This window comes from Mycobacterium sp. NGS51 (assembly GCF_059812525.1).
The window spans coordinates 60,839-85,803 of the sequence record NZ_JCALCV010000014.1 but is presented as its reverse complement, the minus strand read 5'-3'; the positions used below and the strand labels follow the sequence as shown (position 1 = coordinate 85,803).

The following is a 24,965-nucleotide window of genomic DNA, read 5'->3' as shown; positions in this document are numbered from 1 at the left end:
GGGGCTGGCAAAGTCTCGAGCAGACGTCTTGGAACTTTCTTGTCGCGGATCGTAACCCCGCCAGGGCACGGCTAGTAGCGGTTTGCCAGATGCGCGCAGATGCAGTTAGCCGGGCGGTTCAGCGGCGTCCTCGCAAACCCCTGAGATAGTGTGAGACACCGGCTGGAACCACAAGAAACAGGAGAACCATGCCGGCAATCGTCCTGATCGGCGCCCAATGGGGCGACGAGGGCAAAGGCAAGGCCACCGATCTACTCGGTGGACGCGTGCAGTGGGTGGTGCGCTATCAGGGCGGCAACAACGCCGGGCACACCGTCGTCTTGCCCACCGGCGAGAACTTCGCCCTGCACCTGATCCCGTCGGGTGTGCTGACACCCGGCGTCACCAACGTCATCGGCAACGGCGTAGTCATCGATCCCGGTGTGCTGCTCGACGAACTCGAAGGCCTCGAGGACCGCGGCGTCGACACCTCCCGGCTGCTGATTTCGGCCGACGCGCATCTGTTGATGCCCTACCACGTGGCGATCGACAAGGTGACCGAGCGCTACATGGGCAGCAAGAAGATCGGCACCACCGGTCGCGGCATCGGCCCCTGCTATCAGGACAAGATCGCACGGATGGGCATCCGGGTCGCCGATGTGCTGGACCCCGAACAATTAGCCCACAAAATCGAGGCCGCACTGGAGCTCAAGAACCAGATCTTGGTCAAGATCTACAACCGAAAGGCACTGGAGCCCGAGCAGGTCGTGCACAACCTGCTGGAGCAGGCCGAAAGTTTCAAGCACCGCATCGCCGATACCCGTCTGCTGCTCAACAACGCGCTGGAGGCCGGTGAAACGGTGCTGCTGGAAGGCTCGCAGGGGACCCTGCTCGACGTCGACCACGGCACCTATCCCTATGTGACGTCGTCGAATCCGACGGCCGGTGGCGCTGCCGTCGGCTCCGGCATCGGCCCGACCCGGATCACCACGGTGCTGGGAATCCTCAAGGCCTACACCACCCGGGTGGGTTCGGGACCGTTCCCCACCGAATTGTTCGACGAAAACGGCGAATACCTGTCCAAGACCGGCGGCGAGTTCGGGGTGACCACCGGCCGGCGCCGGCGCTGCGGCTGGTTCGACGCCGTCGTCGCTCGCTACGCCACCCGGGTCAACGGCATCACCGACTTCTTCTTGACCAAACTCGACGTGCTGTCGAGCCTGGAGACCGTTCCGGTCTGCATCGGCTACACCGTGGACGGCAAACGCACCCACGAGATGCCAATGACCCAAAGCGATTTGGGTCGCGCCGAACCGATATACGAGGAGTTGCCGGGCTGGTGGGAAGACATCTCACACGCCCGGGAGTTCGACGACCTGCCGGCCAAGGCGCGTGACTACGTGCTGCGATTGGAAGAGCTTGCCGGAGCACACGTTTCGTGCATCGGGGTCGGTCCGGGCCGAGACCAAACCATTGTGCGCCGCGATGTTCTGCAGGTGCGCCGATGACAGATCAACCGGAGTCGGTCGACCCCGATTACGGAAAGCATGGCGGGTTTCCGCGGTACGAGGCCGCCGAACCGGGTCCGGGTTTCGCTCGGTTCGTCACCGCGATGCGGCGCCTGCAAGACCTGGCGGTGTCCACCGATCCCGATGACGACACGTGGGACAGTGCCGCCGAGCGGGCCGAAGAACTGGTCAAGCTGCTCGATCCGTTCCAAGCGCCGGAGGGCGTGGCGCCGGCCGGCCGGGTGCCGTCGATGCCCGGCATGGGCAGTCTGTTGATGCCGCCGTGGAAGATGACCAAGTTCGACCCCGACGGTGTCGAAATGCGCGGGCAGTTCAGCCGCTACTACGTCGGCGGCAACTCGGCCGTGCACGGCGGTGTGCTGCCGCTGATCTTCGATCATGTCTGCGGCATGGTGGTGCACGCGGCTTCCCGGCCCATCAGCCGAACCGCATTCTTGAAAGTGGACTACCGCAAGGTCACTCCGATCGACACCCCGCTGATCGTGCGGGCACGCATCGATTCCACCGAGGGCCGCAAGGCGTTCATCTCCGGAGAGCTCGTCGACTCCGAGGACACTGTGCTAGCCGAGGTACACGCGTTGATGGTGCGGTTGCTGCCCGGCCAGCCGTAGGTTGGTCTCGTGCGCGACGTGCTCGCCGATCTGATGTCGATCTGGCACGCCGGCGGCACCGCCGGCGTGGGAACCGTGGTGCGAACCTTCCAGTCCGCACCACGCTCGCCGGGCGCGGCGATGGTGGTGGCTCCCGACGGGTCGGTGAGCGGATCGATATCGGGCGGCTGTATCGAGGGCGCCGTCTACGAGCTCGCCGCCGAGACCGCGCGTAGCCGGACGCCGCGGCTGGAGCGCTACGGCATCAGTGACGACGACGCGTTCGCCGTCGGATTGCCCTGTGGTGGCAGCATCGACGTCTTCATCGAGGCGATCTCGCGGGAAGCGTTTCCAGAACTAAGCATGGTGGCCGACGATTTGGACGCCCACCGGCCGGTGGCGATCGCCACCGTGATCGTTCATCCCGACCCCACGCGGCTGGGCCGACGGTTGATCGTCCGCCCCGAGGCGGTGTCCGGCTCACTCGGTACGGCGCGCGCCGACGCCGCGGTCACCGATGACGCGCGGGGATTGCTGGCGACCGGGCGCAGCGAGGTCCTGCGTTACGGGCCCGACGGCCAACGGCTGGGCGAAGGCATGGATGTGTTCGTGGCCAGCCACGCGCCGCGGCCGCGGATGCTGGTGTTCGGCGCCATCGACTTCGCTGCGGCACTGGCGCGACAGGGCTCGCTGCTGGGCTACCGGGTCACCGTCTGTGACGCCCGTTCGGTATTCGCGACACCGGCGCGCTTTCCCACCGCCGACGAGGTCGTCGTCGACTGGCCCAACCGCTATCTAGCGGCGCAGGCGCAGGCGGGCGCCATCGATCGGCACACGGTGATCTGCGTGCTCACCCACGACCCGAAGTTCGACGTGCCGGTGCTCGAGGTCGCACTGCGCCTGGACGTCGGCTACGTCGGGGCGATGGGATCGCGCCGCACCCACGACGACCGGATGGTCCGGCTACGCGAAGCAGGGTTGACCGACGTCGAGCTGAGCCGGCTGGCCAGCCCGATCGGGCTGGATCTCGGGGCACGCACCCCAGAGGAGACCGCGGTGTCGATTGCCGCCGACATCATCGCCCGACGCTGGGGCGGCGGTGGCGGTCGGCTGGTCGATATCGACGGCCGTATCCACCACGACAGCGGCCCGGCTGCCAACCCTGCGACCAGTTCAGCGCTTAGTTTCCCGCTCTATCCTTGAGCAGCATGCAGGCCGAACCGGTCGAGGACGAGCAGCTCCGCAGCGATGACATCCAACACACCAAGGTGATGTTGTTGGGTGCGGGTGAGTTCAGCCGCGAGCTGGCGGTGGTTTTTCAGCGCCTCGGCGCTGAGGTGATCGCGGTGGGGCGGCATGCCGACGCGCCCGCGCACCGGGTTGCCGACGAGTCGGTCGTCGTCGACCTGACCGACACCGACGAGCTGGCCGCAGTAATCGGGCGGTTGCAACCCAATTTCGTGGTGACCGTGACCGATGCGGTCGCAGCCGACGCGCTGACGGCCGCCGCCGAAACCGATTTCGCGCAGGTGTTCCCGACCGCCCGCAGCGCCCGGCTCACCACCGACCGGGAGGCTCTGCGGCGGCTGGCCGCCGACGAACTCGGGTTGCCCACTGCGCCGTTCTGGTTCGCCGGATCGCTGGAGGAACTCCGCGCGGTGGCCGACTACGCCGGGTACCCGTTGCAGGTCCAGCCGGTCACGCGCGTTGACGGCCAGGCAGCGACGGTGATCTCGGCGCCGGATGACCTCGATGCGGCCTGGCAGCGCGCCGTATCGGCCGGCGGATCTCGCACACCCAACCGGGTATTGGCCGAGACCGTCGTCGAAATCGACTTCCGGGTCACCCTGCTCACTGTGCGCAGCGAGGGACCGACCGGTCCGGTGGTGGAGTTCTGCACTCCGATCGGGCACGGCGACACCACCGGCGACGTGGTGGAGTCATGGCAGCCGCAGAATCTGACGCCGGCCGCGCTGGATGCCGCCAAGTCGATCGCCGCGCGCATTGTCAAGGCACTCGGCGGACGGGGCGTCTTCGGGGTCGAGTTGATGGTCCGCGGCGACGAGGTGTACTTCTGCGATGTCAGCGCGTCGCCGTACGAGAGCGGGCTGGTGACGCTGCGCACGCAACGGCTGTCGGAGTTCGAGTTGCAGGCCAGGTCGATCCTCGGCCTGCGCACCGACACCATCATGATTTCGCCAGGGGCCGCACACGTCGTGTACACGGAGGCGGTCGATCAGCCCGGAACCATAGGCAGCGCCCTACGCGAAGCGCTGGCCGTGCCGGAAAGCGATGTGCGGGTTTTCGGCCAGGAAGCCGAGGGGCGGCACCGGCTTGGGCTGGCCGTCATCACCGCGGACGACGTGGCCACCGCGCGTGACCGCGCCCGTCAGGCGTCGGCCGCGCTGCGCAAGCATTGGCGGTCGTGAGAGACTCGCGCACATGCCCTACGCAGGAGATATCACGCCGCAGCAGGCCTGGCAGCTGCTCAGCGAGAATCCCGAAGCGGTGTTGGTCGACGTACGCACCGACGCCGAATGGCGCTTCGTCGGCATGGCCGACCTGTCCAGTCTCGGCCGCGACATCGTGTACATCGAGTGGAACAGCGTGGACGGCACCCGCAACGAGAATTTCGTCGCCGAACTGCTAAACCAGGTCCCGGCGCGAGACGACCGACCGGTGGTGTTCTTGTGCCGCTCGGGTAACCGCTCCGTGGGCGCCGCGGAGGCCGCCACCGACGCCGGCATCGCACCGTCCTACAACGTGCTGGACGGATTCGAAGGAGATCTCGACGAGGCCGGCCACCGCGGCGTGACCGGCTGGCGGGCAATCGGATTGCCGTGGAAACAGTCATGACTAGCGCCGACGACGAACGCTCGATCCGGATACCACCGCCGCTGCCCGAGGGTGTCGGTCCGGCCACCATCGGGGTGCGTGGCGGGGTGTTGCGGTCGCAGTTCCACGAGACTGCCGAGGCGATGTATCTGACCTCCGGCTATGTCTACGAATCCGCGGCCGCATGCGAGCAAGCGTTCACCGGGGAGGTGGACCGGTATGTGTACTCCCGCTACGGCAACCCGACCATCACCATGTTCGAGGAGCGGCTGCGGCTGATCGAGGGTGCGCCGGCCGCGTTCGCCACCGCCAGCGGCATGGCGGCGGTGTTCACCTCGCTGGGCGCACTGCTGGGTGCCGGTGACCGACTGGTCGCATCCCGCAGCTTGTTCGGCTCGTGTTTCGTAGTGTGCAACGAGATCCTGCCGCGCTGGGGTGTGGAGACCGTGTTCGTCGACGGCGACGACCTCTCTCAATGGGAGCAGGCGCTGTCGGTGCCCACCCAGGCGGTGTTCTTCGAAACACCGTCGAACCCGATGCAGTCGCTGGTCGACATCGCCGCAGTCACCGAAATGTCGCATGCCGCCGGGGCGAAGGTGGTGTTGGACAACGTCTTCGCCACGCCGCTGCTGCAGCAGGGCTTTCCGCTGGGCGTCGATGTCGTGGTGTACTCCGGGACCAAACACCTCGACGGGCAGGGCCGGGTGCTGGGCGGGGCGATCCTCGGCGACCAGGAATACATCGACGGCCCGGTGCAGAAGCTGATGCGGCACACCGGTCCGGCGATCAGCGCCTTCAACGCCTGGGTATTACTGAAAGGCCTTGAGACGCTGGCGGTTCGGGTTGACTACGCCAACTCGTCGGCGCAGCGGGTGGCCGAGTTCCTGGAAAGTCACCCGAGCGTACGCTGGGTGCGGTACCCCTATCTGGCGTCGCACCCCCAATACGATCTGGCCAAGCGGCAGATGTCTGGCGGCGGGACGGTGGTCACGTTCGAGCTCGATGCCCCGGCCGGCGTGGTCAAGCAGCGGGCCTTCGACCTGTTGGACAAGTTGCAGCTCATCGACATCTCCAACAATCTCGGCGACGCGAAATCCCTTGTCACTCACCCGGCGACCACCACCCATCGGGCGATGGGACCCGAAGGCAGGGCCGCGATCGGCCTCGGCGAAGGGGTCATCCGGATCTCGGTGGGGCTGGAAGACACCAACGACCTGATCGCCGACCTCGACCGGGCGCTGAGCTGACGATATTTGTGAGATTACAGCTGCCGCATAACTTTTTAACGACTATCTAGCGCAACGCGCGGGGCAAATACCGGGGACACCGCCTTGGTCAACATATCGTCATTTTGTGTATCGCCGAACCGTCTTGAAGCTGCCGCTGCTGGTGGCAGCAGGCGCGGCGATGGCCCAGGCGCCGCACGCTGCTGCGGACCCGCCCCGCGCCTCTGGCGAGTCAAGTCGGTGGTCGGTTGACCGTGCCAACCGGTGGTATCAAGCGCAGGGTTGGCCCGTCGGCGCGAACTACAGCACCTCAACCGCCATCAATCAGCTCGAGATGTTTCAGCCCGGCACCTACGACCCACGGCGCATCGACACCGAACTGGGCTGGGCGCGGTTTCACGGACTCAACAGTGTGCGGGTCTTCCTGCACGATCAGCTCTGGGCCCAGGATTCCCGGGGCTTTCAAATGCGCCTGGCGCAGTTCGTCAACATTGCCGCGCGTCATCGCATCAAACCGCTTTTCGTTTTCTTCGACTCGTGTTGGGATCCGTTCCCCAGACTGGGCCGGCAGCACGCACCGAGACCAGGAGTCCACAACTCCGGTTGGGTGCAGAGCCCGGGCGCTGAACGTCTCGATGACCGCGGCTATCAACGCGTTATGCAGTCCTATGTCACCGGGGTGATCAGCCAGTTCCGCAACGACGATCGTGTTCTGGGCTGGGACCTGTGGAATGAGCCCGACAATCCCGCGAACCAGTACCGCAGCGTCGAGCGCAGCGACAAGCTGGAGCTGGTTGCCGAGTTGCTTCCTCAGGTTTTCGGTTGGGCACGCTCAGTCGAGCCCAGCCAGCCACTGACCAGCGGTGTGTGGGACGGCGAGTGGGGAGATCCCGCACGCCGCAGCACAATAGCCAGTATTCAGCTCGACAACTCCGACGTGATCACGTTCCACTCCTATGCCAAACCGGCCACCTTCGCCAGCCGGATCGGCGAGCTCGCGCCGCTGGGACGGCCGATGCTGTGCACCGAATACATGGCGCGGACCCAGGGCAGCACGGTCGAGGGAATCCTGCCAATTGCCAAGCAGCACAACGTTGGAGCGTTCAACTGGGGTCTGGTCGCCGGCAGGACCCAGACCTACTTCCCATGGGACTCGTGGAACCACCCGTACACGTCAATTCCGAGAGTATGGTTCCACGACCTGCTACGACCCGACGGGCAGCCCTTCCAGGGCAGCGAAATTCAAACGATTCGGGCGCTGAGCACCGGTCCGGTGTCTTAACTCGCCGCCTCCTGTTCGGCGTGCTCGGCCTGCTCGACCGCGGCCAACGCGCCCGCCTGCTGCTCACGCACCCTGCTCATCGCCAGCCTGGCGTAAATCATCTGGCTGGTGATGGCCATCTGCCCGCGACCGCGGCCCAGGAACGAGACGGCCCAGGCAACCACGGCGGTGAACCGATTCTTATGTCCCACAAGGTAATACAGGTGCAGCACCAGCCACGCCAGCCACGCCAGAAAGCCGCCGAACTCCAGCTTGCCGACCTGGGCGACGGCGCTGTAGCGCGACACCGTCGCCATGCTGCCCTTGTCGAAGTACTTGAACGGCGCGCGCTGCGCGGGGTCGTCGTGGCCTTTCAGTGCGCGCTTGATGCACTTGGCCGCGTAGGTCGCGCCCTGAATCGCGCCCTGCGCCATCCCGGGCACACCCGGCACCGACATCAGATCGCCGACCACGAACACGTACGGATGTCCTTCGACGGTCAGGTCGGGTTCGACGACCACACGTCCGGCGCGGTCCACCTCGGCCCCGTCGGACTGCTCGGCGAGCATCGTGCCCAGCGGGCTGGCCTGCACGCCGGCCGCCCATACCTTGCAGGCGCATTCGATGCGCCGCTCGGTGCCGTCTTTGTCCTTGACCCCGATGCCCTGATAGTCGACGGCGGTGACCATCGCGTCGAGTTGGATCTCCACGCCCATCTTCTCCAGCCGGCGCTGCGCCTTGAGCCCGAGCTTCTCACCCATCGGCGGCAACACTGCGGGTGCGGCGTCGAGCAAGATCACCCGGCAATCGGTCGGCTCGATGGTGCGAAACGCCCCGGCCAGCGTGCGATCGGCGAGCTCGGCGATCTGCCCGGCGAGCTCGACGCCCGTCGGCCCCGCCCCGACCACTACGAAGGTCAGACGGCGTTGCCGCTCGGCGTGGTCGGTGGTGACCTCGGCGGCCTCGAACGCGCCGAGGATCCGGCCGCGCAGTTCCAGCGCGTCGTCGATCGTCTTCATGCCTGGTGCATAGGTGGCGAATTGGTCGTTGCCGAAATACGACTGCTGCGCACCCGCGGCAACGATGAGGCTGTCGAAGGGCGTCACCGTTTGCATGTCGATCAACTTCGACGTCACGGTGCGCGCGGTCAGGTCGATCGCTTCGACATCCCCGAGCAGCACCCGGGCGTTGCGCTGCTTGCGCAGAATCAGCCTGGTGGCCGGGGCGATCTCGCCTTCGGACAAGATCCCCGTCGCCACCTGATAGAGCAGCGGCTGAAACAGGTGATTGGTGGTCTTGGAGACGAGCGTGACGTCGACATCCGCTCGCTTCAAAGCCTTGACCGCGGTCAGGCCGCCGAAGCCCGACCCGATGATGACGACACGGTGACGCTGGGTTGCAGGCGGGCTCACCTCATCGAGGCTAAACCGACGCCTCCGGTCAGGCCAGTGCTCAGTCCTTGTGCTCGACGACGCCGGTCGCGTGCTGTGCGCGGTCCTCGTAGGCCGCGCGGGCGGTGCTGTCGAAGTTGAGGAACACCGTGTCGGTGCCCATCTTCTTGCCCAGCCAGCGCCGGCCCCGAGACGGCAGCAACATCGTGACGATGCCGATGAAGCGCGACGAGCCGGGTACGGACACTTGCGCTTTCGGCTTGTCGAGCACCTTGACGATTGCGGCGGCGACGTCTTCGGGCTGCACCGGCTTGGTCGCGGCGGTGGTAGCGGTGCCGGAGATCAATTCGGTGTTGGTGAAGGTCGGCAATACCGCGCTGACGTTGACGCCCTGCGGGGCGAATTCGTCGGCCATCGCGCTGGAGAGCCCGACCACAGCGAACTTCGTGCCGGCGTAGACCACCTGGCCCGGGACCGCCACCATGCCGGCCATCGATGCAATGTTGACGATGTGGCCGCTGCGGCGCTTGACCATTTCCGGCAGCACCAGTTGGCAGCCGGTGAGCACGCCATAGAAGTTGACCTCGATCGAGGAGCGGATGGCCTCGGCAGACTGCTGCAAAAACGGGCCCACCGGCATCACACCGGCGTTGTTGATCAGCACATCGATGTGCCCGCCGCCGTCGGCGCTGGCCTTGTCGAGAAAGGCCGCGAACGACTCTCGCTCGGTGACGTCGAGGGGATGGCCCGACACCGCACCCAGACTGCTCAACCCCGCGACGGCTTTTTCCAGCACGTCGATGTCGCGGTCGCCGATGACCACCCGCGCACCGCGGGCCAGCAGCGCCTTGGCGGTGGCGTGACCGATACCCCGGGCAGCGCCGGTGATGACGACGGTCTTACCCCTGATGTTGTCCATGGCCAGCGACTTTACAGGTGTCAAGTTCGGTGTGGAACCCGGTCTTAATCTGGTTCGCCGTACTCGTCGAACCAGTACGCGAGTTTGCCGCGGCGGCTGACTGCCCGCAGTCGCCGTTCGGTGGACGCACGTGTCTTGGCGGTGGTGACGATGAGCAGCTCATCGCCGGCCTCGATGCGAGTGTCCGGCTGGGGCACGAACGTGCTGCCGTCGCGGATGATCAAGGTGATGGCGCTGGGTTCGGGTAGCCGCAGCTCCAGAAGCGAGACGTTGTGCAACCGCGACGCCTTGGACACCGTCATCGTCAGCAGCTCAGCCTCCAGCACGTCCAGCGGAGCCGCTTCCACCTGGATTTCCCGGGTGGCCTCGCGGGAGATCAACCTCATCCAGTGCGCGATCCAGCCCAAGCTGGGGCCCTGCACCAGGGTGAACACCACCACCAGGACGAAGACGATGTTGAGCAGTCGGTAGCTGTCCTGAACACCTTCGACGATCGGAAAAGTCGCCAACACGATCGGGACTGCGCCGCGCAGTCCGGCCCACGAGAGAAACACCTGCTCGCGCAACGGCACCCGGAACCACGCAAGCGAGGCGATGACCGACAGCGGTCGGCCGAGCAGCAGCAGGACGGCTCCGACGACGATCGCCGGCACCAAATCACCGGCCAACTGGCCCGGACTCACCAGCAGGCCGAGCAGAACAAACAGGCCGATCTGGGCAAGCCAGCCCAGCCCCTGTGCAAAGGAGCGAGTTGCCGAGCGATGCGGCAGCCCGGAGTTGGCCAACACAACTCCGGACAGGTAGGCGGCCAGGAACCCGCTGGCGTGCACGCTGCCCGCCGCGGCAAAGGCCACCATGCCCAGCCCGAACGTCGCGAGCGGATAGAGGCCCGAGGCCGGCAGGGCCGCGCGCCGCAGCGCGATGGCGCCGACCAGCCCGCACGCCAATCCGATTGCCGCGCCGGCAATCAACTCGTACACCACCCCGGCGATGGCGGGTCCGGGCGCAAAAGTCAGCGGCGTGGCGCTGAGCATCAGGACGAGAATGGCCGCCGGCGCGTCGTTGAATCCGGACTCGGCCTCCAGTAGCCCCGCAACGCGCCTCGGTAGTGGCAGGACGCGCAGGATAGAAAAGACCGCGGCGGCATCCGTGGGGGAAACGATGGCGCCCAGCAGCAGCGCGAGTTGCCAGTTGATCCCGAGCAGGAAGTGCGCACCAGCAGCAGTGACCACCATGCTGACGAAGACGCCTAGGGTGGCCAGAACACCGGCGGGTGCCAGCAGTTTCCGGATATCGGCGAACCGCGTGGTCAAACCGCCCTCGATGAGGATGACGGCCAGCGCCGCGGTGCCGAGATCACTGGCGAGTTGAACGTCGCTGAAGTCCAGCCCGAGCCCGTCGTTGCCGAGCGCGACGCCGACCGCGAGGAACAGCAACAGGCTGGGCAAACCCACCCGGGCCGCCAACCGGGTGGCGACGATGCTGGCCAGCAGCACAACGCCGCCGATCAGCAGCGCCACGTACAGCTGCTGCAGGGTCATGTCATCCTCGTCGGGCCTGCGCACGTGCGACGGAACATCCCGCCTACTGCGTGCAGCAAAGGTCACCGGAGTTGCGTTCAGGCCGGCAAATCAGTACCAACGCTAGTGAATGCCGTGGTACCGGCCGAGTACCACCCCGGGCAACGGCGGTGAGGAGACCAGAGGTGCGGATCGGGATCGCGGGCGCAGGCGCTGTCGGTCGGTCCGTCGCGCGGGAACTGCTCGACGACGGGCACAAAGTCTTACTGATCGAGCGCGACCCCCGGCACTACGAGCCGCGTGCCGTTCCCGATGCGGAGTGGTTGCTTGCCGACGCGTGTGAGCTGACCTCGCTCGAAGAGTCCGGCATCGAGATGTGCGATGTGGTCATCACCGCCACCGGCGATGACAAGGTGAACCTCGCCGCGGCTCTGTTGGCCAAGACCGAGTTCGGCGTGGCCCGGGTGGTGGCCAGAGTCAACGAATCGCGCAACGAATGGCTGTTCACCGACGCCTGGGGCGTCGACGTGGCGGTCTCCACCCCGACGGCCATGGTGGCCGGAGTGGAGGGCGCCATCGATGTCGGCCACCTGGTGCGATTGATGGGGCTTCGGCGGGGCCAGGCCAACCTGGAAAAGCTGACGCTCCCCGCGGACAACCCACTCGTCGGACAACGGGTCCGTGACTTGGCGCTACCCGAGAACACCGCGCTGATCACCGTGCTGCGCGGCGACGAGATCATCCTTCCGCAACCGGACGACGTGCTGGAGGCCGGCGACGAAATGTTGTTCGTCGCCGGCAGCGCCGTCGAGCATCAGATCCGTGCGGTCATTCACGGCCTCGACACTGCAACGAGTTGAGCACGTGCTGCGTCTGTAGGCGGATGTAGTCGTCGAGGCTGTAGTTGGGCCCGAAATGCCAATGCTTCAAGGCCCATCCGTGTGCGAGCAGCATGATGTCGAAGACCACCAGATCCACGTCGGCGTCGCGGAACGTGCCGTCGGCGATACCCGTCTCGATCGCCGCACGCAGCGGCGCGGCGGTGGCGATCTCCAGGTCTTTGATCTGGGCACGCCCGGCCGCGTCGAGGGTGCGGCTCTCCCGGTAGGTCAGCACCACCGCATCCAGGTTTTCGTCGACGATCTCGATGTAGCGCCGGATCCCGGCGGCCAGCTGTTCGGCGGAGTCGGCACCGGCCGCCTCCATGACCGGAGCCAACTGGTCGCGGAAAGCGTCCTGGATCCGCACGATCGTCGCCAGCAGCAGATCCTCCTTGCCGCCGAAGTACTTGTAGATCAGCCCCACGCTGACGCTGGCCTCGGCCGCCAAATCCTGCATCGACATCTGGTGAAAGCCTTTCTGGCCCATCACCGTAACCGCGGCGTCGAGCAACTGTCGGCGGCGCGTGCTGGCGCGTACGGCGCGCACGGCCTCCTCGACTGGCAGGTCGCCGTAGTCGAGCACCATCAGAAGCCCAGATCCTTGGCGATGATCGTCTTCATGATCTCGGTGGTGCCGCCATAGATGGTCTGGATGCGCGCGTCGACGAACGCCCGCGACACCGGATACTCCCGCATATAGCCATAGCCGCCATGCAGTTGCAGGCAGCGGTCGGCCACCCGCACTTGCAGTTCGGTGGTCCACCACTTCAGCCGGGCCGCGCGCGCGGTGGTGAGCTCACCGGTCAGGTGTTCAACGATGCAGTCGTCGAGGAAGGTCCGGGCGACGTCGAGTTCGGTGGCCAGTTCGGCGAGTACGAATTGGGTGTTCTGAAAGTCGGCGATCGGCGAGCCGAACGCCTGCCGCTGCCGGACATACTCCATAGTCTCGGCCAGCACGCCTTCGGCGGCGCCCACGGCACCGACGCCGAGCGAAAGGCGTTCTTGGGGAAGGTTGCTCATTAACTGGTAGAAGCCCTTGCCCTCGTCCTCGAGCAGGTTGTCGACGGGAACCCGCATGTCGGTGAAGGTCAACTCGCTGGTGTCCTGGGCGTGCAGGCCGATCTTCTCCAGGTTGCGGCCGCGGCTGAATCCCGGTGTGTCCGGCTCGACCACCAGCAGCGACAGTCCCTTGTGCTTCTCGGCCGTGGTACGGACCGCGATGACGAACAGGTCGCCGTTCTGGCCGTTGGAGATAAAGGTTTTCGCGCCGTTGACGACGTAGTGGTCACCGTCGCGGACCGCCGTCGTGCGGATGCCGGCCAAATCGCTGCCGGTGCCGGGCTCGGTCATTGCGATGCCGAGCACGGTCTCGCCGGTCACCACTCGGGGCAGCCAGCGTTGCTTCTGTTCGGTGGTGGTCATGTCGGTGAGATAGGGCAGCACGACGTCGTTTTGCAGCGAGAAGGCGATCGCCTCGGCGGCTGCGCCGGCCCGCTGCAGTTCTTCAATAACGATTGCGTGGTAGCGAAAGTCGTGGACACCCGGACCGCCGAGGTCTTCAGGCACCGGAAAGCCCAGTAGCCCAAGCTTGCCCGCCTCGGTGAACAGCGACCGATCCCAACACCCGGCCCGTTCCCAGTTCTCGTGGGCCGGCAGCACGGTCTGCTGTACGAAGCCACGCACCAGCTCCCGGAACTGGTGGTGCTCGGCTGTGTAGCTCAGCGCGCTCATCGGAAGGCGTCCAGGCCGGTAAAGGCCTGCCCCAGTATCAGTTGGTGCATCTCCGGGGTCCCCTCGTAGGTCAGCACCGACTCCAGATTGACCATGTGCCGGATCACCGGGTATTCCAGTGATATCCCGTTGCCGCCCAAGATGGTTCGCGCGGTACGGCAGATCTCGATCGCTTCCCGGGTGTTGTTGAGCTTGCCGAAGCTGACCTGCTCCGGCCGCAGCCCGACGCTGTCTTTCAGTCGGCCCAACTGCAGCGACAGCAGCTGCCCCTTGTGCAACTCGACGGCCATGTCGACGAGTTTGGCTTGAGTCAACTGGAATCCCGCGATGGGGCGGTCGAATTGGGTGCGCTGGGTGGCGTAGTCGAGCGCGGATTGCCAGGCCGACCGCGCAGCGCCCATCGACCCCCAGATGATGCCGTACCGCGCCTCGGACAGGCAGGCCAGCGGCCCGCGCAAGCCTTTGCCGTTCGGCAGCATTGCGTCGTCGGGTAGCCGCACGTCGTCGAGCACCAACTCGGAGGTGATCGACGCGCGCAGCGATAACTTGTGGTGAATGGTGTTGGCTGTGAAGCCGGGCGTGTCGGTGGGGACGATGAATCCGCGGATCCCGTCGGCGGTGGCCGCCCACACGATCGCAACATCGGCCACCGTGCCGTTGGTGATCCACATCTTGCGGCCGTTGAGCACCCAGTCCGAACCATCGCGTCGCGCACGGGTTTTCATTGCTGCGGGATCGGACCCCACATCGGGCTCGGTCAGCCCGAAGCACCCCAGTAGCTCGCCGGCCGCCATGCCCGGTAGCCACTGCTGCTTCTGCTCCTCGGAGCCGTTGTTCCAGATCGCGAACATCGCCAGCGACCCCTGCACCGATACCAGTGAACGGATGCCCGAGTCGGCGGCTTCGAGCTCGGTGCAGGCCAGCCCATAGTGCACCGCCGATGCGCCGCCGCAGCCATAACCCTTCAGGTGCATGCCCAGCAGGCCCAGCTCGCCGAACTGCTTGGCCAGTTCGCGGGCCACCGGCAAATCGCCCGCTTCGAACCAGTCGGCGACATAGGGGGTGACATTCTCGGCGCAGAAATCACGGACCGTCTGCCGCACCGCAATCTCGTCGCTGGACAACGACACATCCAGGCCGAGTGGATCGTAGGGGTCGAAGCTCATCATCCCGCCATGGTAAGTCCGCCGCTGACGCTGATCACCTGGCCGGTGATGAACGACGCGGCGTCGGAGGCGAAAAACAGTACTGGCGCCGCGACTTCCTCGGGCCGGGCCAATCGGCGAAACGGGATCGCCTTGACCAGAGCCTCTCTCAGCTTGTCCGGTTGCGCCGCGAATAGCGGGGTGTCGGTCGGGCCGGGGCACACGCAGTTGACCGTGATCTGGTGGCGGGCCATTTCGCGGGCCAGCGACTTGGTCAGCGCGATGACACCGCCCTTGGCGCCGGCGTAGATGGTTTCGCCCGCGCTGCCCACCCGTCCGGCGTCACTGGCCAGGTTGACCACTCGCCCATTACCACCGGCTTCGATCATGCCCGGCAGAAACGCGCTGCACATGTGCACCGGGCCGAGGTAGTTGATCGCCACCACCTTTTCGGCGAACTCGGTTGTGGCGTTGAGAAATTGGTCGGTGCGATCCCAGCCGGCGGCGTTGACCAACACGTCGGGGACACCGACCTCGGCGCGGGTGCGGTCGCGCAGGGTGTCCACTTGTGCGCGGTCGGCGACGTCGACCGGCAGTGCGGTGATCAACTCGGGGTGTGCTTTGGCGGTGGCCTCGGCAGCAGCTTGGTCGAGGTCGGCGGCGACGACCCGGTCACCCTGGGCGGCGAACCCCAGCGCGATCGCCTTGCCGATACCCGATCCGGCCCCGGTCACCAGTGCGAGCTTGCTCATCTGCGGCTTCTCCTCAGGCCGTGACATAGCGGCCGAACTCGGCGGGACGCTTTTCGGCGAACGCCTGCGCGCCTTCTCGGCCTTCGTCGGTGTGCACGAAGATTTCCAGCGCTGACATCGCCATGTTGGAGAGGCCGGCCTGGTGGTCGGTGTCGGCGTTGAACGACTGCTTGAGGAAACGCAACGCGGTCGGGCTCTTCTCGGCGATCTCCGCCGCCAGGGCCTTGGCCTCGGCCATCAGTTGGTCGGCGGGCACCACGTAGTTCACCAGACCCCAGCGTTCGGCGGTGGCGGCGTCGTAGCGTCGGCACAGGAACCAGATTTCGCGAGCCCGCTTCTCGCCAACCACCCGCGCCAGATACGCCGATCCGAAGCCCGCGTCGAACGACCCGACTCGCGGTCCGGCCTGGCCGAACGTCGCGTGCTCCGCGGCGATCGACAAATCGCACAGCACATGCAGCACATGACCGCCGCCGACCGCGACTCCGTTGACCGCGGCGATCACCGGCTTGGGCACGTCGCGAATCAGCTTGTGCAGATAGCCGATTTCGAACATGCCGCTCTCGGTGGGCCCGTAGTCACCGGTCTCCGCCCGCTGCTTGACGTCGCCGCCGGTGCAGAACGCCTTGTCGCCGGCGCCTGTCAAGATGATTGCGGACACTCGGGTATCGGCCCACGCGGCGCGGAACGCCCTGACGAGTTCCTCGACGGTCTTGCCGGTGAAGGCGTTGTAGCGGTGCGGCCGGTTGATCGTGATGATCGCCGCAGCAGCGTCGATCTCGTAGGTGATGTCTGCGTAGGGTGAATTGGCGTTCATTCTGGACGAATCTATATTCAGTTCGGGTGGCGGTCAAGCCCGGTACTGTCGCGGCATGCGACCATCGATGGCCCTGGGTTGGCTGGGCGTTGACGTCATCTGTGTGCTGGTGTTTTGCGCATTGGGCCGGCGCAGCCATGACGAAGGACTCAGTGTTGCCGGTGTAGCGACGACGGCATGGCCGTTTTTGATCGGCACGATTTTGGGTTGGCTGCTGTCGCGAGGGTGGCGGCGGCCGACGGCGCTGGCTCCGACCGGCGTGATCGTCTGGGTGTGCACGGTGGTTGTCGGGATGTTGCTGCGCAAGGCCAGCTCGGCCGGTGTCGCTGTCAGCTTCGTGGTGGTGGCCTCGACGGTCACCGCGGTACTACTGCTGGGTTGGCGGGCGGCGGCCGTGCTCATGGTGCGGCGACGAGGCCTGACGGCGGGGCGGCAGGAAGGGCGGAGCTAGCCGCGCGGATGCAGGCAAGCATGTCACGGATGGTGGCATAGAGAGTCAGAGGTGACGGTCGACATCCATACGTTGGTGCAGGATACGCACGACGTCGACGACGTCATCGGCGGTCACCCTAAAGAACAGCGTGTGTGACCCGGCGGCGAGCTTGCGATAGCCGGGACGGATTTCATCGCAGGCTCGGCCGATCCGAGGATTTGCCGCAGCGCGATCGACGGCCTGTTGAAGTTCGCGCAGGTACTGCTCGGCCTGGTCGACACCCCAACGGTCATGGGTGTAGTCCCAGACCTGCTCCAAATCTGCTTGGGCGGCAGGAGAGAGAAGGTATCGGCTGCTCACGGGCCGCGCGAAGCCTCAGACCGCTTGCGGTCGAGGAAGGCGTCGAAGTCGAACGGTGTCGAGGTGCCGCTGCGCTCACCGGCCTCGAGGGCATCGCGCAGTGCCCGCAACTGGGTTTCGCGGTCCTCAAGCAGCCGCAACGCGGAGCGTACGACATCACTGGCCGATCGATAACGACCCGCGGCGATCTCGGCGTTGATGAAGGCGCTGTAATGCTCGTCGAGGCTGAAGGAGGTGCTCTTACCCATCAACCCATAATACTAATTATTGGTATTCAGCAGGTCGCATTCGCAACGAGGCAGGCACTCGGCATCGAGGCGATCGTTCACTTTCTCGGCCGTCAAGTGCTACAAGCTGTAGCACAATCGTGCTACGGTAGGGGAATGAAGAGCACCATCAGTCAGCGCGAGTTGCGCAACGACAGCGGAACGATCATGCGCCGCGTCGAGCGCGGGGATAGTTTCACGGTGACGAGAAACGGTGTTCCGGTGGCGGACCTGGTACCGCATGAGCGCACCAATGCAGGCGAGCGGCCACGTTTCGTCGCGGTAGCGGAAATCGCTGCCGGCGCCGCCGGACTTCCCGACTGGAACGCAGAGCACTTCGCTGCGGAGTTGCACGCGCTCGACGGCGCTGTCGACGACGATGACATCGATCCATGGCGCCACGTCAGGTAACCGGATGCATGAACGCGTATTGCTCGACACCTCCGTCGTGATCGACTTTCCGGCTGATGCCATCGCCGCGCATAGCGCAACCGCCGCGGTCAGCACCATCACGCTCGCCGAACTGTCCTACGGACTGCACACCGACGATCCGCTCGTCAACGCGGTTCGCGAGCAGCGATACCACTGGATCGTCAACACATTCGCGCCGATCCCATTCGACGCGACCGCCGCCCGTGTTTATGGAGCGTTGTGCGCGAGCGTCCGCGGTATCGGCCGAAACCCCAAGCCGCGCCGATTTGATTTGCTCATCGCTGCGGTGGCAGTGGCTTTGGGAGTCCCGCTCATTACCCGCAACGAAGCGGATTTTCTCGGTCTGCATCGCGCACTGGATATCATCGCTGTGCCCTGACCCGGCCGGTCAGTCCGTTCACGGTCTCGGGAAAGCCAGCCGGGGGAATGCAACCGGGCGATCCACGGTAGACAGTTAGGTGATGCCAGAAACCCTGCAGTTTGTGCCGGTCGGCCAGGACGATCCGCTGACGCAGCCACTGCTGACCGAGTTGGCCGCCGAGTACGCGCAGCGCTACGGCGGCGCACCGCAGGCCGTGCTGACCTGGCTGCGCGATTATCCGGCGGCCGAATTCAGTCCACCCGACGGTGGTTGGCTGATCGGTGTGCTGGACGGTGCGCCCGTCACTGGCGGCGGGTTTCGCCGATTCGACGCCGAAACTGCTGAGCTGAAGCGGATTTGGACCGACCAGGCATACCGTCGTCGCGGCCTGGCGGCAGCACTGCTGGTCGAGCTGGAGGCGGCGATCACCGCTCGCGGCTATCGGCGTATCTACCTGATGACCGGTGATCGGCAACCCGAGGCCGAGGCGCTGTATCACGCCGCGGGTTACACCCGGCTGGCCGAACCGTTGCCCTCGACCGAACCGGTGTATCCGGTCGCGTTCGGCAAGGATCTGTCATGACCAGGCGGCTGCAGCTGGGCGTGGCGCTCGACGGTTACGGTTGGCACCCGCAGGCCTGGCGCAGCACGCCGGAACCGGCGGCGCAGCAGGTACTCACCGGCGGCTATTGGGCCGACCTGGCCGTCACCGCCGAACGCGGACTGCTCGACTTCCTCACCATCGACGACACCCTGATGCCCCAGCCCGGGCGCCGTGAAGCAATCGATCCGCGCCGGTTGGCCGGACGCGGGGACGCGGTGCTGGTCGCCGCCCGCATCGCCCCGGTGACCCGGCATATCGGGCTCATCCCGGTGGCCACCGTCACCCATACCGAGCCGTTCCATCTCTCCAAGGCCATCGCCACCCTCGACTACGTGTCACGCGGACGGGGCGGCTGGCAGGCCCGAGTCAGTGCGACCGCCCACGAGGCGGCCCTGTTCGGCCGACGCGAGGCATCCGGCGACCTGTTCGACGAGGCCGCCGACTATGTAGAGGTGGTTCGCCGGCTCTGGGACAGCTGGGAGGACGACGCGGTGATCCGCGACGCGGCCACCGGGCGCTACGTCGACCGGGACAAACTGCACTACATCGACTTCACCGGAAGGTATTTCAAGGTCAAAGGCCCGTCCATCACCCCGCGTCCGCCCCAGGGGCAACCGGTGGTCGCTGCGCTGGCCCACGCAACACCCATCTACCAATTCGCTTCCGCCAGCGCCGATCTCGTGTTCGTCACACCGACCGATGACGCATCGCTTCGGGCAATCCTCGACGAGCTGGACGAGCGGCTGAAGGTCTACGCCGACGTGGTGGTGACGTTCGGCGGCGATGCCAACTTCCGATCGGATGCTCATGTGTTCGACGGCAGTCCAACAGAATTGGTGGATCTCATGCTCGATTGGCAGCAGCTGGGCATCGCCGGCGCCCGGCTACGGCCGGCAGTCAACACGACAGACCTGCCGCTGATCGTCGATGAAGTAGTGCCGTTACTGCAGCAGCGCGGCGTGTTCCGCAGTCGTTACCGAGGCGGCGAGACGCTGCGCGAGCGTCTTGGATTGCCGGTGGCCCACAACAGGTATGCGACCCGATGACCAACGTCCCGTTGTCAGTTCTCGACCTGGCGCCGATCAGCGCCGGCAGCGACGCCGCGACCGCGCTGCGCAACACCGTCGACCTGGCGCGGCACGCCGAACAGTGGGGATATCGGCGGTTCTGGATCGCCGAACACCACTTCGTCGCCGTCGCCAGCTCGTCGCCGGCGGTGTTGATCGGCCAGATCGCCGCCGCTACCAACACGATTCGGGTCGGCTCGGCAGCGGTACAGCTCAGCCATACCACTGCGGCCGCGGTAGTGGAAAGCTTCGGAATGCTCGAGGCATTCCATCCGGGCCGCATCGACCTCGGTGTGGGCCGCTCGGGGCAACGCCGCAGGACCAACAAAACGCGCAAGCCACGGCCCAAGATTGAATTGCCTCGCGAGTGGCGTGAGATTGATGGGGTGGTGGTGCCGCCGCCGTTCGACCTGCGCACGGTACTCAACAAAGAACGTGTGCAGGCCACCATGGCGATCCTGCAGCAACCCGAGGCCGTCGCTCCCGACTTCGCCGAACAACTCGGCGACATCCTGGCCATGCTCGACGGCAACTACCAGGCCGACGGGTTCGACGTGCACGCGGTACCGGGTGAGCGAACCGGCTTGACGCCGTGGATCTTCGGCAGCAGCAAGGGCAAAAGCGCACAGCTGGCCGGCGCGCTCGGGCTGCCCTTCGTCGCCAGCTATCACCTCACCCCGGCCACTGCGCTGGACGCCGTCGACGCCTACCGCGCCGCGTTCGTACCGTCGGCGACACTGACCGAGCCCTATGTGGTGATCTCGGCCGACATCGTCGTCGGCGACGACACCGCTACCGCACGGCGGCTGGCCGCCAGTTACGGCCAGTGGGTGTACTCCATTCGGGCCGACGACGGCGCGATGCCCTATCCGGACCCAAACGACTGCCCGCAGCTCACCGACGAGCAGCTGACGGTGGTCAATGACCGACTGGCAACACAATTCGTCGGCGATCCTGATGAGGTAGCCGAGCGGTTGACAGCGTTGCAGCGGGTCAGCGGCGCCGACGAGCTCGTCGTCACCTCGGTCACCCATCGCCACGAGGACCGGCTGCGCTCGCATGAATTGATCGCGCAGTGCTGGTTCGGACGAAGCCGGGGCCGGTGCGAATGAAGCAGGTTCACCTGGCCGCACATTTCCCGGGCGTCAACAACACCACCGTGTGGACCGACCCGGCCGCAGGCAGCCAGATCGAGTTCGACTCGTTCGTACATCTGGCCCGCACCGCCGAACGCGGACTGTTCGATTTCTTTTTTCTGGCCGAAGGACTGCGGCTGCGCGAGCACCGCGGCCACATCTACGACCTGGATGTGGTGGGCCGCCCGGACACCTTCACCGTGCTGGCCGCACTGGCCGGCGTCACCGACCGGATCGGCCTGACCGGCACCATCAACACCACCTTCAACGAACCCTTCGAAGTGGCACGGCAATTCGCCACTCTGGATCATCTGTCCGAGGGCCGGGCCGGCTGGAACATCGTCACTTCGTCAGACGCGTTCACCGGGGCGAACTTTCGTCGCGGTGGATTCCTCGACCACGCCGACCGGTATCAACGTGCCGAGGAATTCCTCTCAGTAGCACGTCAATTCTGGGACAGCTGGGCCTCCGGCGCCGTGCTGGCTGACGTCGACGCCGGAATCTACGTCGATCCCAGCCGCATCCGGAACGTCGAACACCACGGCGAGCAATTCGACGTGCGCGGGATGGCGACACTGCCGGCCGGACCGCAGGGCCATCCGGTCCTGCTGCAAGCCGGCGACTCGCCGGAAGGCCGATCGTTTGGAGCGCGGCACGCCGACGCCATGTTCACGCTGCACGGCTCGCTGGAGGACGGACAACGTTACACCGCCGACGTCAAAGCCCGAGCAGTAGCCGCTGGCCGAGACCCGAACGCGCTCAAAGTATTTCCCGCGGCCACCTTCGTCCTGGGGGACACCGCCGCCGACGCGGTCGAGAAAGCGCAGCACATCCGCCACCAGCAGGTCAGCGGCCCGACGGCAATCGCCATGCTCGAACAGGTGTGGGGCCGCGACCTGTCGGCCTACGACCCCGACGGCCCGCTGCCCGACGTCGAACCAGCCGGTGACACCGGCATCACGCAGGGCCGGGTGCGGCACGGCGACCCAGTCGCGGTGGCCAAGCTCTATCGGGAACGTGCCCAGGCAGAAAACCTGACCATCCGCGAACTGGTGATCGCCGTTACCAGCCGTCAGCAATTCGTCGGGACAGCCGCCGAGATCGCTGACGAGATGAACCGCTACGTGCAAGCCGATGCCTGCGACGGGTTCATCCTGGTGCCGCACCTGACCCCGCATGGGCTCGACGAGTTCGTCGACCGGGTCGTCCCGCTATTGCAGGACCGCGGTGTTTACCGCACCCGATACACCGGTCGAACCCTGCGGGATCATCTCGACGTTCAGCCGGCCATGAACTCGTCGTAGGCCGACTGCAGCTGGGGCGAGAGCACTGTCGTGTTGCACTGACGCTGCGTGTCGCCGATCGGCGCCAGGATGCCCCGCAGGTCGTGGTACTGCTGCGGGTGCGCAGTGAAGTAGGTGCGCAGACTGGCCGCCGCCTCCGGACGCGGCCGGCTGAACGCATCCGTCACCGCAGTGTCGGCATCCGGGTGACCGTTGAGGTACTGGCGAGCCGACCCGGTCGCCGAGTTGACGGTGTTCTGCACCCCGGCAGGACTGCAGTCCGGCGCTGCGGACGCCGTCGGCGCCAGGATCGTGGTTGCAGCCAGGCCCCCGAAAAGGCAGCAGGCGGCGGAGATGCCGGCGGCTTGCCGGCGCGCGGTCATACCACGGAATTTCATCATTGGTTGTTTCCTCGAATTGCACGGTGATTGGATTGGGGTTGCCGACACCCGAGGCCCAAAGTACGCGCGGCTCGAAGAGCGTCAACTGTGTGAAAATCCGCGAAAACCGGTGCCGCGGTGCATGACCGGCACACGCGCGTGAAATGAATCTCAATTGCGGCCGTTTTCGGTAAGCAATCGACGAGAGCGATAGCGAAAGCGTGAGAGTTCTTAACGAATCGTGATCTGCACCGTGACCGAATTGTGACCGCGTTCAGCGGACTTGAGCGAGCGCACGGGCCTGTTCGGCGGCCTGACGGACCGGACCGCGCCACAAGTCGCCGTGACCGGGAGCCAAAATCTCGGTCTCCAACAAGCCCAGCGCCGCCAGGCTGCGCACGCAGTCGTCCTGGCTGTGGCTGAACACCGCCGGCAACAGCTGCGGGCCGCTGCGTGCCAGCAACGGATGTCCGGTGACCAGGGCATCGCCGCTGGCCAGCACACCGTCGACCAAATACGAGCAGTGCCCGCCGGTGTGCCCGGGAGTGGGAATGGCCAGCGGCTGGCCGGGTAAGCCCGCGGCCACCTGAGCAGTCAGCGGCTGCGCGGTCGGAATGCCCTCGCGGATCAGGCCGCCGTTGCGGACCACGTGCACCGCCCACACCGCCCAGCGGGGCCGCCAGATCCGCAGCGCGACGTCCAGCGGCGACGCCTGTTCCAGATACTCCCGCTTGGTGTGGCCCACCTCGTCGGGATGGCAATACACCGGGGTGCCGTGGGTTTTGGCGAACCAGATCGCCGAGCCAAAGTGGTCGATGTGGGCGTGGGTGAGCAGGATCGCGCGGACGTCGCCGGCCTGATATCCCAGTTCACGCAGCGAGGCCAGCACGTCGTCGCGGTCGCCGGGATAGCCGGCGTCGATCAGCATGACCCCGGTGTTGTCGGTGACCAGCAGCCAGTTGACCGCCTCGCCCTGGGCGAGGTGCACGGTCTCGGTGATGGCCGTCAGCGCCGGTGCCATGCCCGTGAGTTTAAGCGTGGAGTAGAAACGACAGCGTGGCTGAATTGAAACTCGGATACAAGGCATCGGCGGAACAATTCGCGCCGCGGGAGCTCGTCGAGCTGGCGGTTGCCGCCGAGGCTCACGGGATGGACAGCGCCACGGTCAGCGACCATTTTCAGCCGTGGCGGCACGAGGGTGGGCATGCTCCGTTCTCGCTGTCCTGGATGACTGCGGTCGGTGAGCGCACCGAGCGCATCCTGCTGGGCACCTCGGTGCTGACCCCGACGTTTCGGTACAACCCCGCCGTCGTGGCGCAGGCGTTCGCCACCATGAGCTGCCTGTACCCGGACCGCATCTTCCTGGGCGTGGGCACCGGGGAAGCGTTGAACGAGATCGCCACCGGCTACGAGGGCGACTGGCCGGAGTTCAAGGAGCGCTTCGCCCGGTTACGCGAATCGGTGCGGCTGATGCGCGAGTTGTGGCGCGGAGACCGGGTCGACTTCAACGGCGACTACTACCGGCTCAAAGGCGCCTCGATCTACGACGTGCCCGAGGGCGGGGTGCCGATCTACATCGCTGCCGGTGGCCCGGCGGTGGCCAAGTACGCGGGGCGGGCTGGCGACGGCTTCATCTGCACCTCCGGCAAAGGGGAGGAGCTATATCGGGAGAAGCTCATCCCGGCCGTGCGCGACGGTGCGGCCGCCGCTGAGCGCAACGTCGACGACATCGACAAGATGATCGAGATCAAGATCTCCTACGACCCCGAGCCGGAGCTGGCGCTGGAGAACACCCGATTCTGGGCACCGCTGTCGCTGACCGCCGAGCAGAAGCACAGCATCGACGACCCGATCGAGATGGAGAAGGCAGCCGACGCGCTGCCGATCGAACAGGTCGCCAAACGCTGGATCGTGGCGTCGGACCCCGACGAGGCCGTCGAAAAGGTCGGCCAGTACGTCACGTGGGGCCTCAACCACCTGGTGTTCCATGCGCCCGGACACGACCAGCGCCGGTTCCTCGATCTCTTCCAAAAGGACCTCGCGCCGCGCTTGCGGCGCCTCGGCTGA

The 24,965-nt window shown here is 66.0% G+C and carries 28 protein-coding genes; 16 read left to right on the top strand and 12 right to left on the bottom strand.

All coding sequences use genetic code 11. The annotated features are described in order from the left end of the window. Positions 1–188: 188 nt before the first annotated feature. The 7 genes from AC5Y5W_RS17485 (at position 189) to AC5Y5W_RS17455 (ending at position 7,441) form a co-directional block, all read left to right on the top strand. Complete coding sequence (locus AC5Y5W_RS17485; protein ID WP_500011883.1) at positions 189–1,487, top strand: adenylosuccinate synthase; 1,299 nt, start codon at positions 189–191, stop codon at positions 1,485–1,487. After that, positions 1,484–2,119, top strand: coding sequence for a PaaI family thioesterase (locus AC5Y5W_RS17480; protein WP_500011881.1), 636 nt, complete (start codon positions 1,484–1,486; stop codon positions 2,117–2,119). The genes AC5Y5W_RS17485 and AC5Y5W_RS17480 overlap by 4 nt, the downstream gene beginning before the upstream one ends. Before the next feature lie 9 nt (positions 2,120–2,128). Then, positions 2,129–3,301, top strand: coding sequence for an XdhC family protein (locus AC5Y5W_RS17475; RefSeq protein ID WP_500011879.1), 1,173 nt, complete (start codon positions 2,129–2,131; stop codon positions 3,299–3,301). Between the two features lie 5 nt (positions 3,302–3,306). After that, on the top strand, positions 3,307–4,527 hold the full coding sequence (purT, locus tag AC5Y5W_RS17470) for a formate-dependent phosphoribosylglycinamide formyltransferase (protein ID WP_500011878.1): 1,221 nt from the start codon (positions 3,307–3,309) through the stop codon (positions 4,525–4,527). 13 nt (positions 4,528–4,540) lie between these two features. Then, positions 4,541–4,954: a rhodanese-like domain-containing protein gene (locus tag AC5Y5W_RS17465; RefSeq protein ID WP_500011876.1), complete on the top strand. Its 414-nt coding sequence runs from the start codon at positions 4,541–4,543 to the stop codon at positions 4,952–4,954. Then, the gene (locus tag AC5Y5W_RS17460; protein WP_500011874.1) at positions 4,951–6,180 is read left to right on the top strand and encodes an O-succinylhomoserine sulfhydrylase; all 1,230 of its coding nucleotides are present in this window, start codon (positions 4,951–4,953) and stop codon (positions 6,178–6,180) included. Before AC5Y5W_RS17465 ends, AC5Y5W_RS17460 begins: the two co-directional genes overlap by 4 nt. Positions 6,181–6,286: 106 nt before the next feature. Next, entirely contained in the window at positions 6,287–7,441 is a 1,155-nt protein-coding gene (locus tag AC5Y5W_RS17455; protein ID WP_500011872.1) for a glycoside hydrolase 5 family protein, read from the top strand. On the opposite strand, the gene AC5Y5W_RS17450 is transcribed toward AC5Y5W_RS17455, so the two are convergent. The 3 genes from AC5Y5W_RS17450 to AC5Y5W_RS17440 are packed head-to-tail and all read right to left on the bottom strand — an operon-like array spanning position 7,438 to position 11,271. Next, a complete protein-coding gene (locus AC5Y5W_RS17450; RefSeq protein ID WP_500011870.1) occupies positions 7,438–8,832 on the bottom strand; it encodes an NAD(P)/FAD-dependent oxidoreductase in 1,395 nt (464 codons plus the stop codon). The genes AC5Y5W_RS17455 and AC5Y5W_RS17450 overlap by 4 nt on opposite strands. A gap of 40 nt (positions 8,833–8,872) precedes the next feature. Beyond that, positions 8,873–9,730 (bottom strand): SDR family oxidoreductase, encoded by an 858-nt coding sequence (locus tag AC5Y5W_RS17445; protein ID WP_500011868.1) that lies wholly within the window; start codon positions 9,728–9,730, stop codon positions 8,873–8,875. A 44-nt stretch (positions 9,731–9,774) separates the two neighbouring features. Continuing rightward, complete coding sequence (locus tag AC5Y5W_RS17440; RefSeq protein ID WP_500011866.1) at positions 9,775–11,271, bottom strand: potassium/proton antiporter; 1,497 nt, start codon at positions 11,269–11,271, stop codon at positions 9,775–9,777. A 164-nt stretch (positions 11,272–11,435) separates the two neighbouring features. Between AC5Y5W_RS17440 and AC5Y5W_RS17435 the strand changes: the two genes are divergently transcribed. Further along, a complete protein-coding gene (locus tag AC5Y5W_RS17435; protein ID WP_500011864.1) occupies positions 11,436–12,110 on the top strand; it encodes a potassium channel family protein in 675 nt (224 codons plus the stop codon). Here the strand turns inward: AC5Y5W_RS17435 and AC5Y5W_RS17430 are convergent. The 5 genes from AC5Y5W_RS17430 to AC5Y5W_RS17410 are packed head-to-tail and all read right to left on the bottom strand — an operon-like array spanning position 12,079 to position 16,576. Then, a complete protein-coding gene (locus tag AC5Y5W_RS17430) occupies positions 12,079–12,717 on the bottom strand; it encodes a TetR/AcrR family transcriptional regulator (RefSeq protein WP_500011862.1) in 639 nt (212 codons plus the stop codon). The two genes, AC5Y5W_RS17435 and AC5Y5W_RS17430, sit on opposite strands and share 32 nt — an antisense overlap. Beyond that, positions 12,717–13,862, bottom strand: coding sequence for an acyl-CoA dehydrogenase family protein (locus AC5Y5W_RS17425; RefSeq protein WP_500011860.1), 1,146 nt, complete (start codon positions 13,860–13,862; stop codon positions 12,717–12,719). The genes AC5Y5W_RS17430 and AC5Y5W_RS17425 overlap by 1 nt, the downstream gene beginning before the upstream one ends. Further along, positions 13,859–15,031, bottom strand: a complete 1,173-nt coding sequence (locus AC5Y5W_RS17420) for an acyl-CoA dehydrogenase (protein ID WP_500011858.1) — start codon at positions 15,029–15,031, stop codon at positions 13,859–13,861. Before AC5Y5W_RS17420 ends, AC5Y5W_RS17425 begins: the two co-directional genes overlap by 4 nt. Beyond that, a complete protein-coding gene (locus AC5Y5W_RS17415; RefSeq protein WP_500011856.1) occupies positions 15,028–15,759 on the bottom strand; it encodes an SDR family NAD(P)-dependent oxidoreductase in 732 nt (243 codons plus the stop codon). The genes AC5Y5W_RS17420 and AC5Y5W_RS17415 overlap by 4 nt, the downstream gene beginning before the upstream one ends. 13 nt (positions 15,760–15,772) lie before the next feature. Continuing rightward, positions 15,773–16,576 (bottom strand): enoyl-CoA hydratase-related protein, encoded by an 804-nt coding sequence (locus AC5Y5W_RS17410; RefSeq protein WP_500011854.1) that lies wholly within the window; start codon positions 16,574–16,576, stop codon positions 15,773–15,775. Positions 16,577–16,631: 55 nt separating this feature from the next. On the opposite strand from AC5Y5W_RS17410, the gene AC5Y5W_RS17405 reads away from it, so the two are divergent. After that, on the top strand, positions 16,632–17,027 hold the full coding sequence (locus AC5Y5W_RS17405) for a DUF3054 domain-containing protein (RefSeq protein ID WP_500011852.1): 396 nt from the start codon (positions 16,632–16,634) through the stop codon (positions 17,025–17,027). 45 nt (positions 17,028–17,072) lie between these two features. Here the strand turns inward: AC5Y5W_RS17405 and AC5Y5W_RS17400 are convergent, their stop codons facing one another. Together AC5Y5W_RS17400 and AC5Y5W_RS17395 are read right to left on the bottom strand one after the other, a co-directional pair. Then, positions 17,073–17,369 carry a type II toxin-antitoxin system RelE/ParE family toxin gene (locus AC5Y5W_RS17400; RefSeq protein ID WP_500011850.1) on the bottom strand — a complete coding sequence of 99 codons (297 nt, stop codon included), beginning with the start codon at positions 17,367–17,369 and terminating at the stop codon, positions 17,073–17,075. Next, entirely contained in the window at positions 17,366–17,617 is a 252-nt protein-coding gene (locus tag AC5Y5W_RS17395) for a type II toxin-antitoxin system ParD family antitoxin (protein WP_500011849.1), read from the bottom strand. Before AC5Y5W_RS17395 ends, AC5Y5W_RS17400 begins: the two co-directional genes overlap by 4 nt. 135 nt (positions 17,618–17,752) lie before the next feature. Between AC5Y5W_RS17395 and AC5Y5W_RS17390 the strand changes: the two genes are divergently transcribed. The 6 genes from AC5Y5W_RS17390 (at position 17,753) to AC5Y5W_RS17365 (ending at position 22,539) form a co-directional block, all read left to right on the top strand. Further along, complete coding sequence (locus tag AC5Y5W_RS17390) at positions 17,753–18,046, top strand: type II toxin-antitoxin system Phd/YefM family antitoxin (protein ID WP_500011847.1); 294 nt, start codon at positions 17,753–17,755, stop codon at positions 18,044–18,046. 4 nt (positions 18,047–18,050) lie between these two features. Further along, a complete protein-coding gene (locus AC5Y5W_RS17385) occupies positions 18,051–18,446 on the top strand; it encodes a type II toxin-antitoxin system VapC family toxin (RefSeq protein WP_500011845.1) in 396 nt (131 codons plus the stop codon). An 82-nt stretch (positions 18,447–18,528) separates the two neighbouring features. Further along, positions 18,529–19,011, top strand: coding sequence for a GNAT family N-acetyltransferase (locus tag AC5Y5W_RS17380; RefSeq protein ID WP_500011843.1), 483 nt, complete (start codon positions 18,529–18,531; stop codon positions 19,009–19,011). Continuing rightward, the gene (locus AC5Y5W_RS17375; RefSeq protein ID WP_500011841.1) at positions 19,008–20,078 is read left to right on the top strand and encodes an LLM class flavin-dependent oxidoreductase; all 1,071 of its coding nucleotides are present in this window, start codon (positions 19,008–19,010) and stop codon (positions 20,076–20,078) included. The genes AC5Y5W_RS17380 and AC5Y5W_RS17375 overlap by 4 nt, the downstream gene beginning before the upstream one ends. After that, positions 20,075–21,211: an LLM class flavin-dependent oxidoreductase gene (locus AC5Y5W_RS17370; RefSeq protein WP_500011839.1), complete on the top strand. Its 1,137-nt coding sequence runs from the start codon at positions 20,075–20,077 to the stop codon at positions 21,209–21,211. Before AC5Y5W_RS17375 ends, AC5Y5W_RS17370 begins: the two co-directional genes overlap by 4 nt. Next, on the top strand, positions 21,208–22,539 hold the full coding sequence (locus tag AC5Y5W_RS17365) for an NtaA/DmoA family FMN-dependent monooxygenase (protein ID WP_500011837.1): 1,332 nt from the start codon (positions 21,208–21,210) through the stop codon (positions 22,537–22,539). Before AC5Y5W_RS17370 ends, AC5Y5W_RS17365 begins: the two co-directional genes overlap by 4 nt. Here AC5Y5W_RS17365 and AC5Y5W_RS17360 read toward each other — a convergent pair. Both AC5Y5W_RS17360 and AC5Y5W_RS17355 read right to left on the bottom strand, forming a co-directional pair. Beyond that, positions 22,515–22,916 carry a heme-binding protein gene (locus tag AC5Y5W_RS17360; RefSeq protein WP_500011989.1) on the bottom strand — a complete coding sequence of 134 codons (402 nt, stop codon included), beginning with the start codon at positions 22,914–22,916 and terminating at the stop codon, positions 22,515–22,517. The two genes, AC5Y5W_RS17365 and AC5Y5W_RS17360, sit on opposite strands and share 25 nt — an antisense overlap. Before the next feature lie 256 nt (positions 22,917–23,172). Beyond that, on the bottom strand, positions 23,173–23,919 hold the full coding sequence (locus AC5Y5W_RS17355; RefSeq protein ID WP_500011835.1) for an MBL fold metallo-hydrolase: 747 nt from the start codon (positions 23,917–23,919) through the stop codon (positions 23,173–23,175). 35 nt (positions 23,920–23,954) lie between these two features. On the opposite strand from AC5Y5W_RS17355, the gene fgd reads away from it, so the two are divergent. Beyond that, positions 23,955–24,965, top strand: a complete 1,011-nt coding sequence (gene fgd, locus AC5Y5W_RS17350; RefSeq protein ID WP_500011833.1) for a glucose-6-phosphate dehydrogenase (coenzyme-F420) — start codon at positions 23,955–23,957, stop codon at positions 24,963–24,965.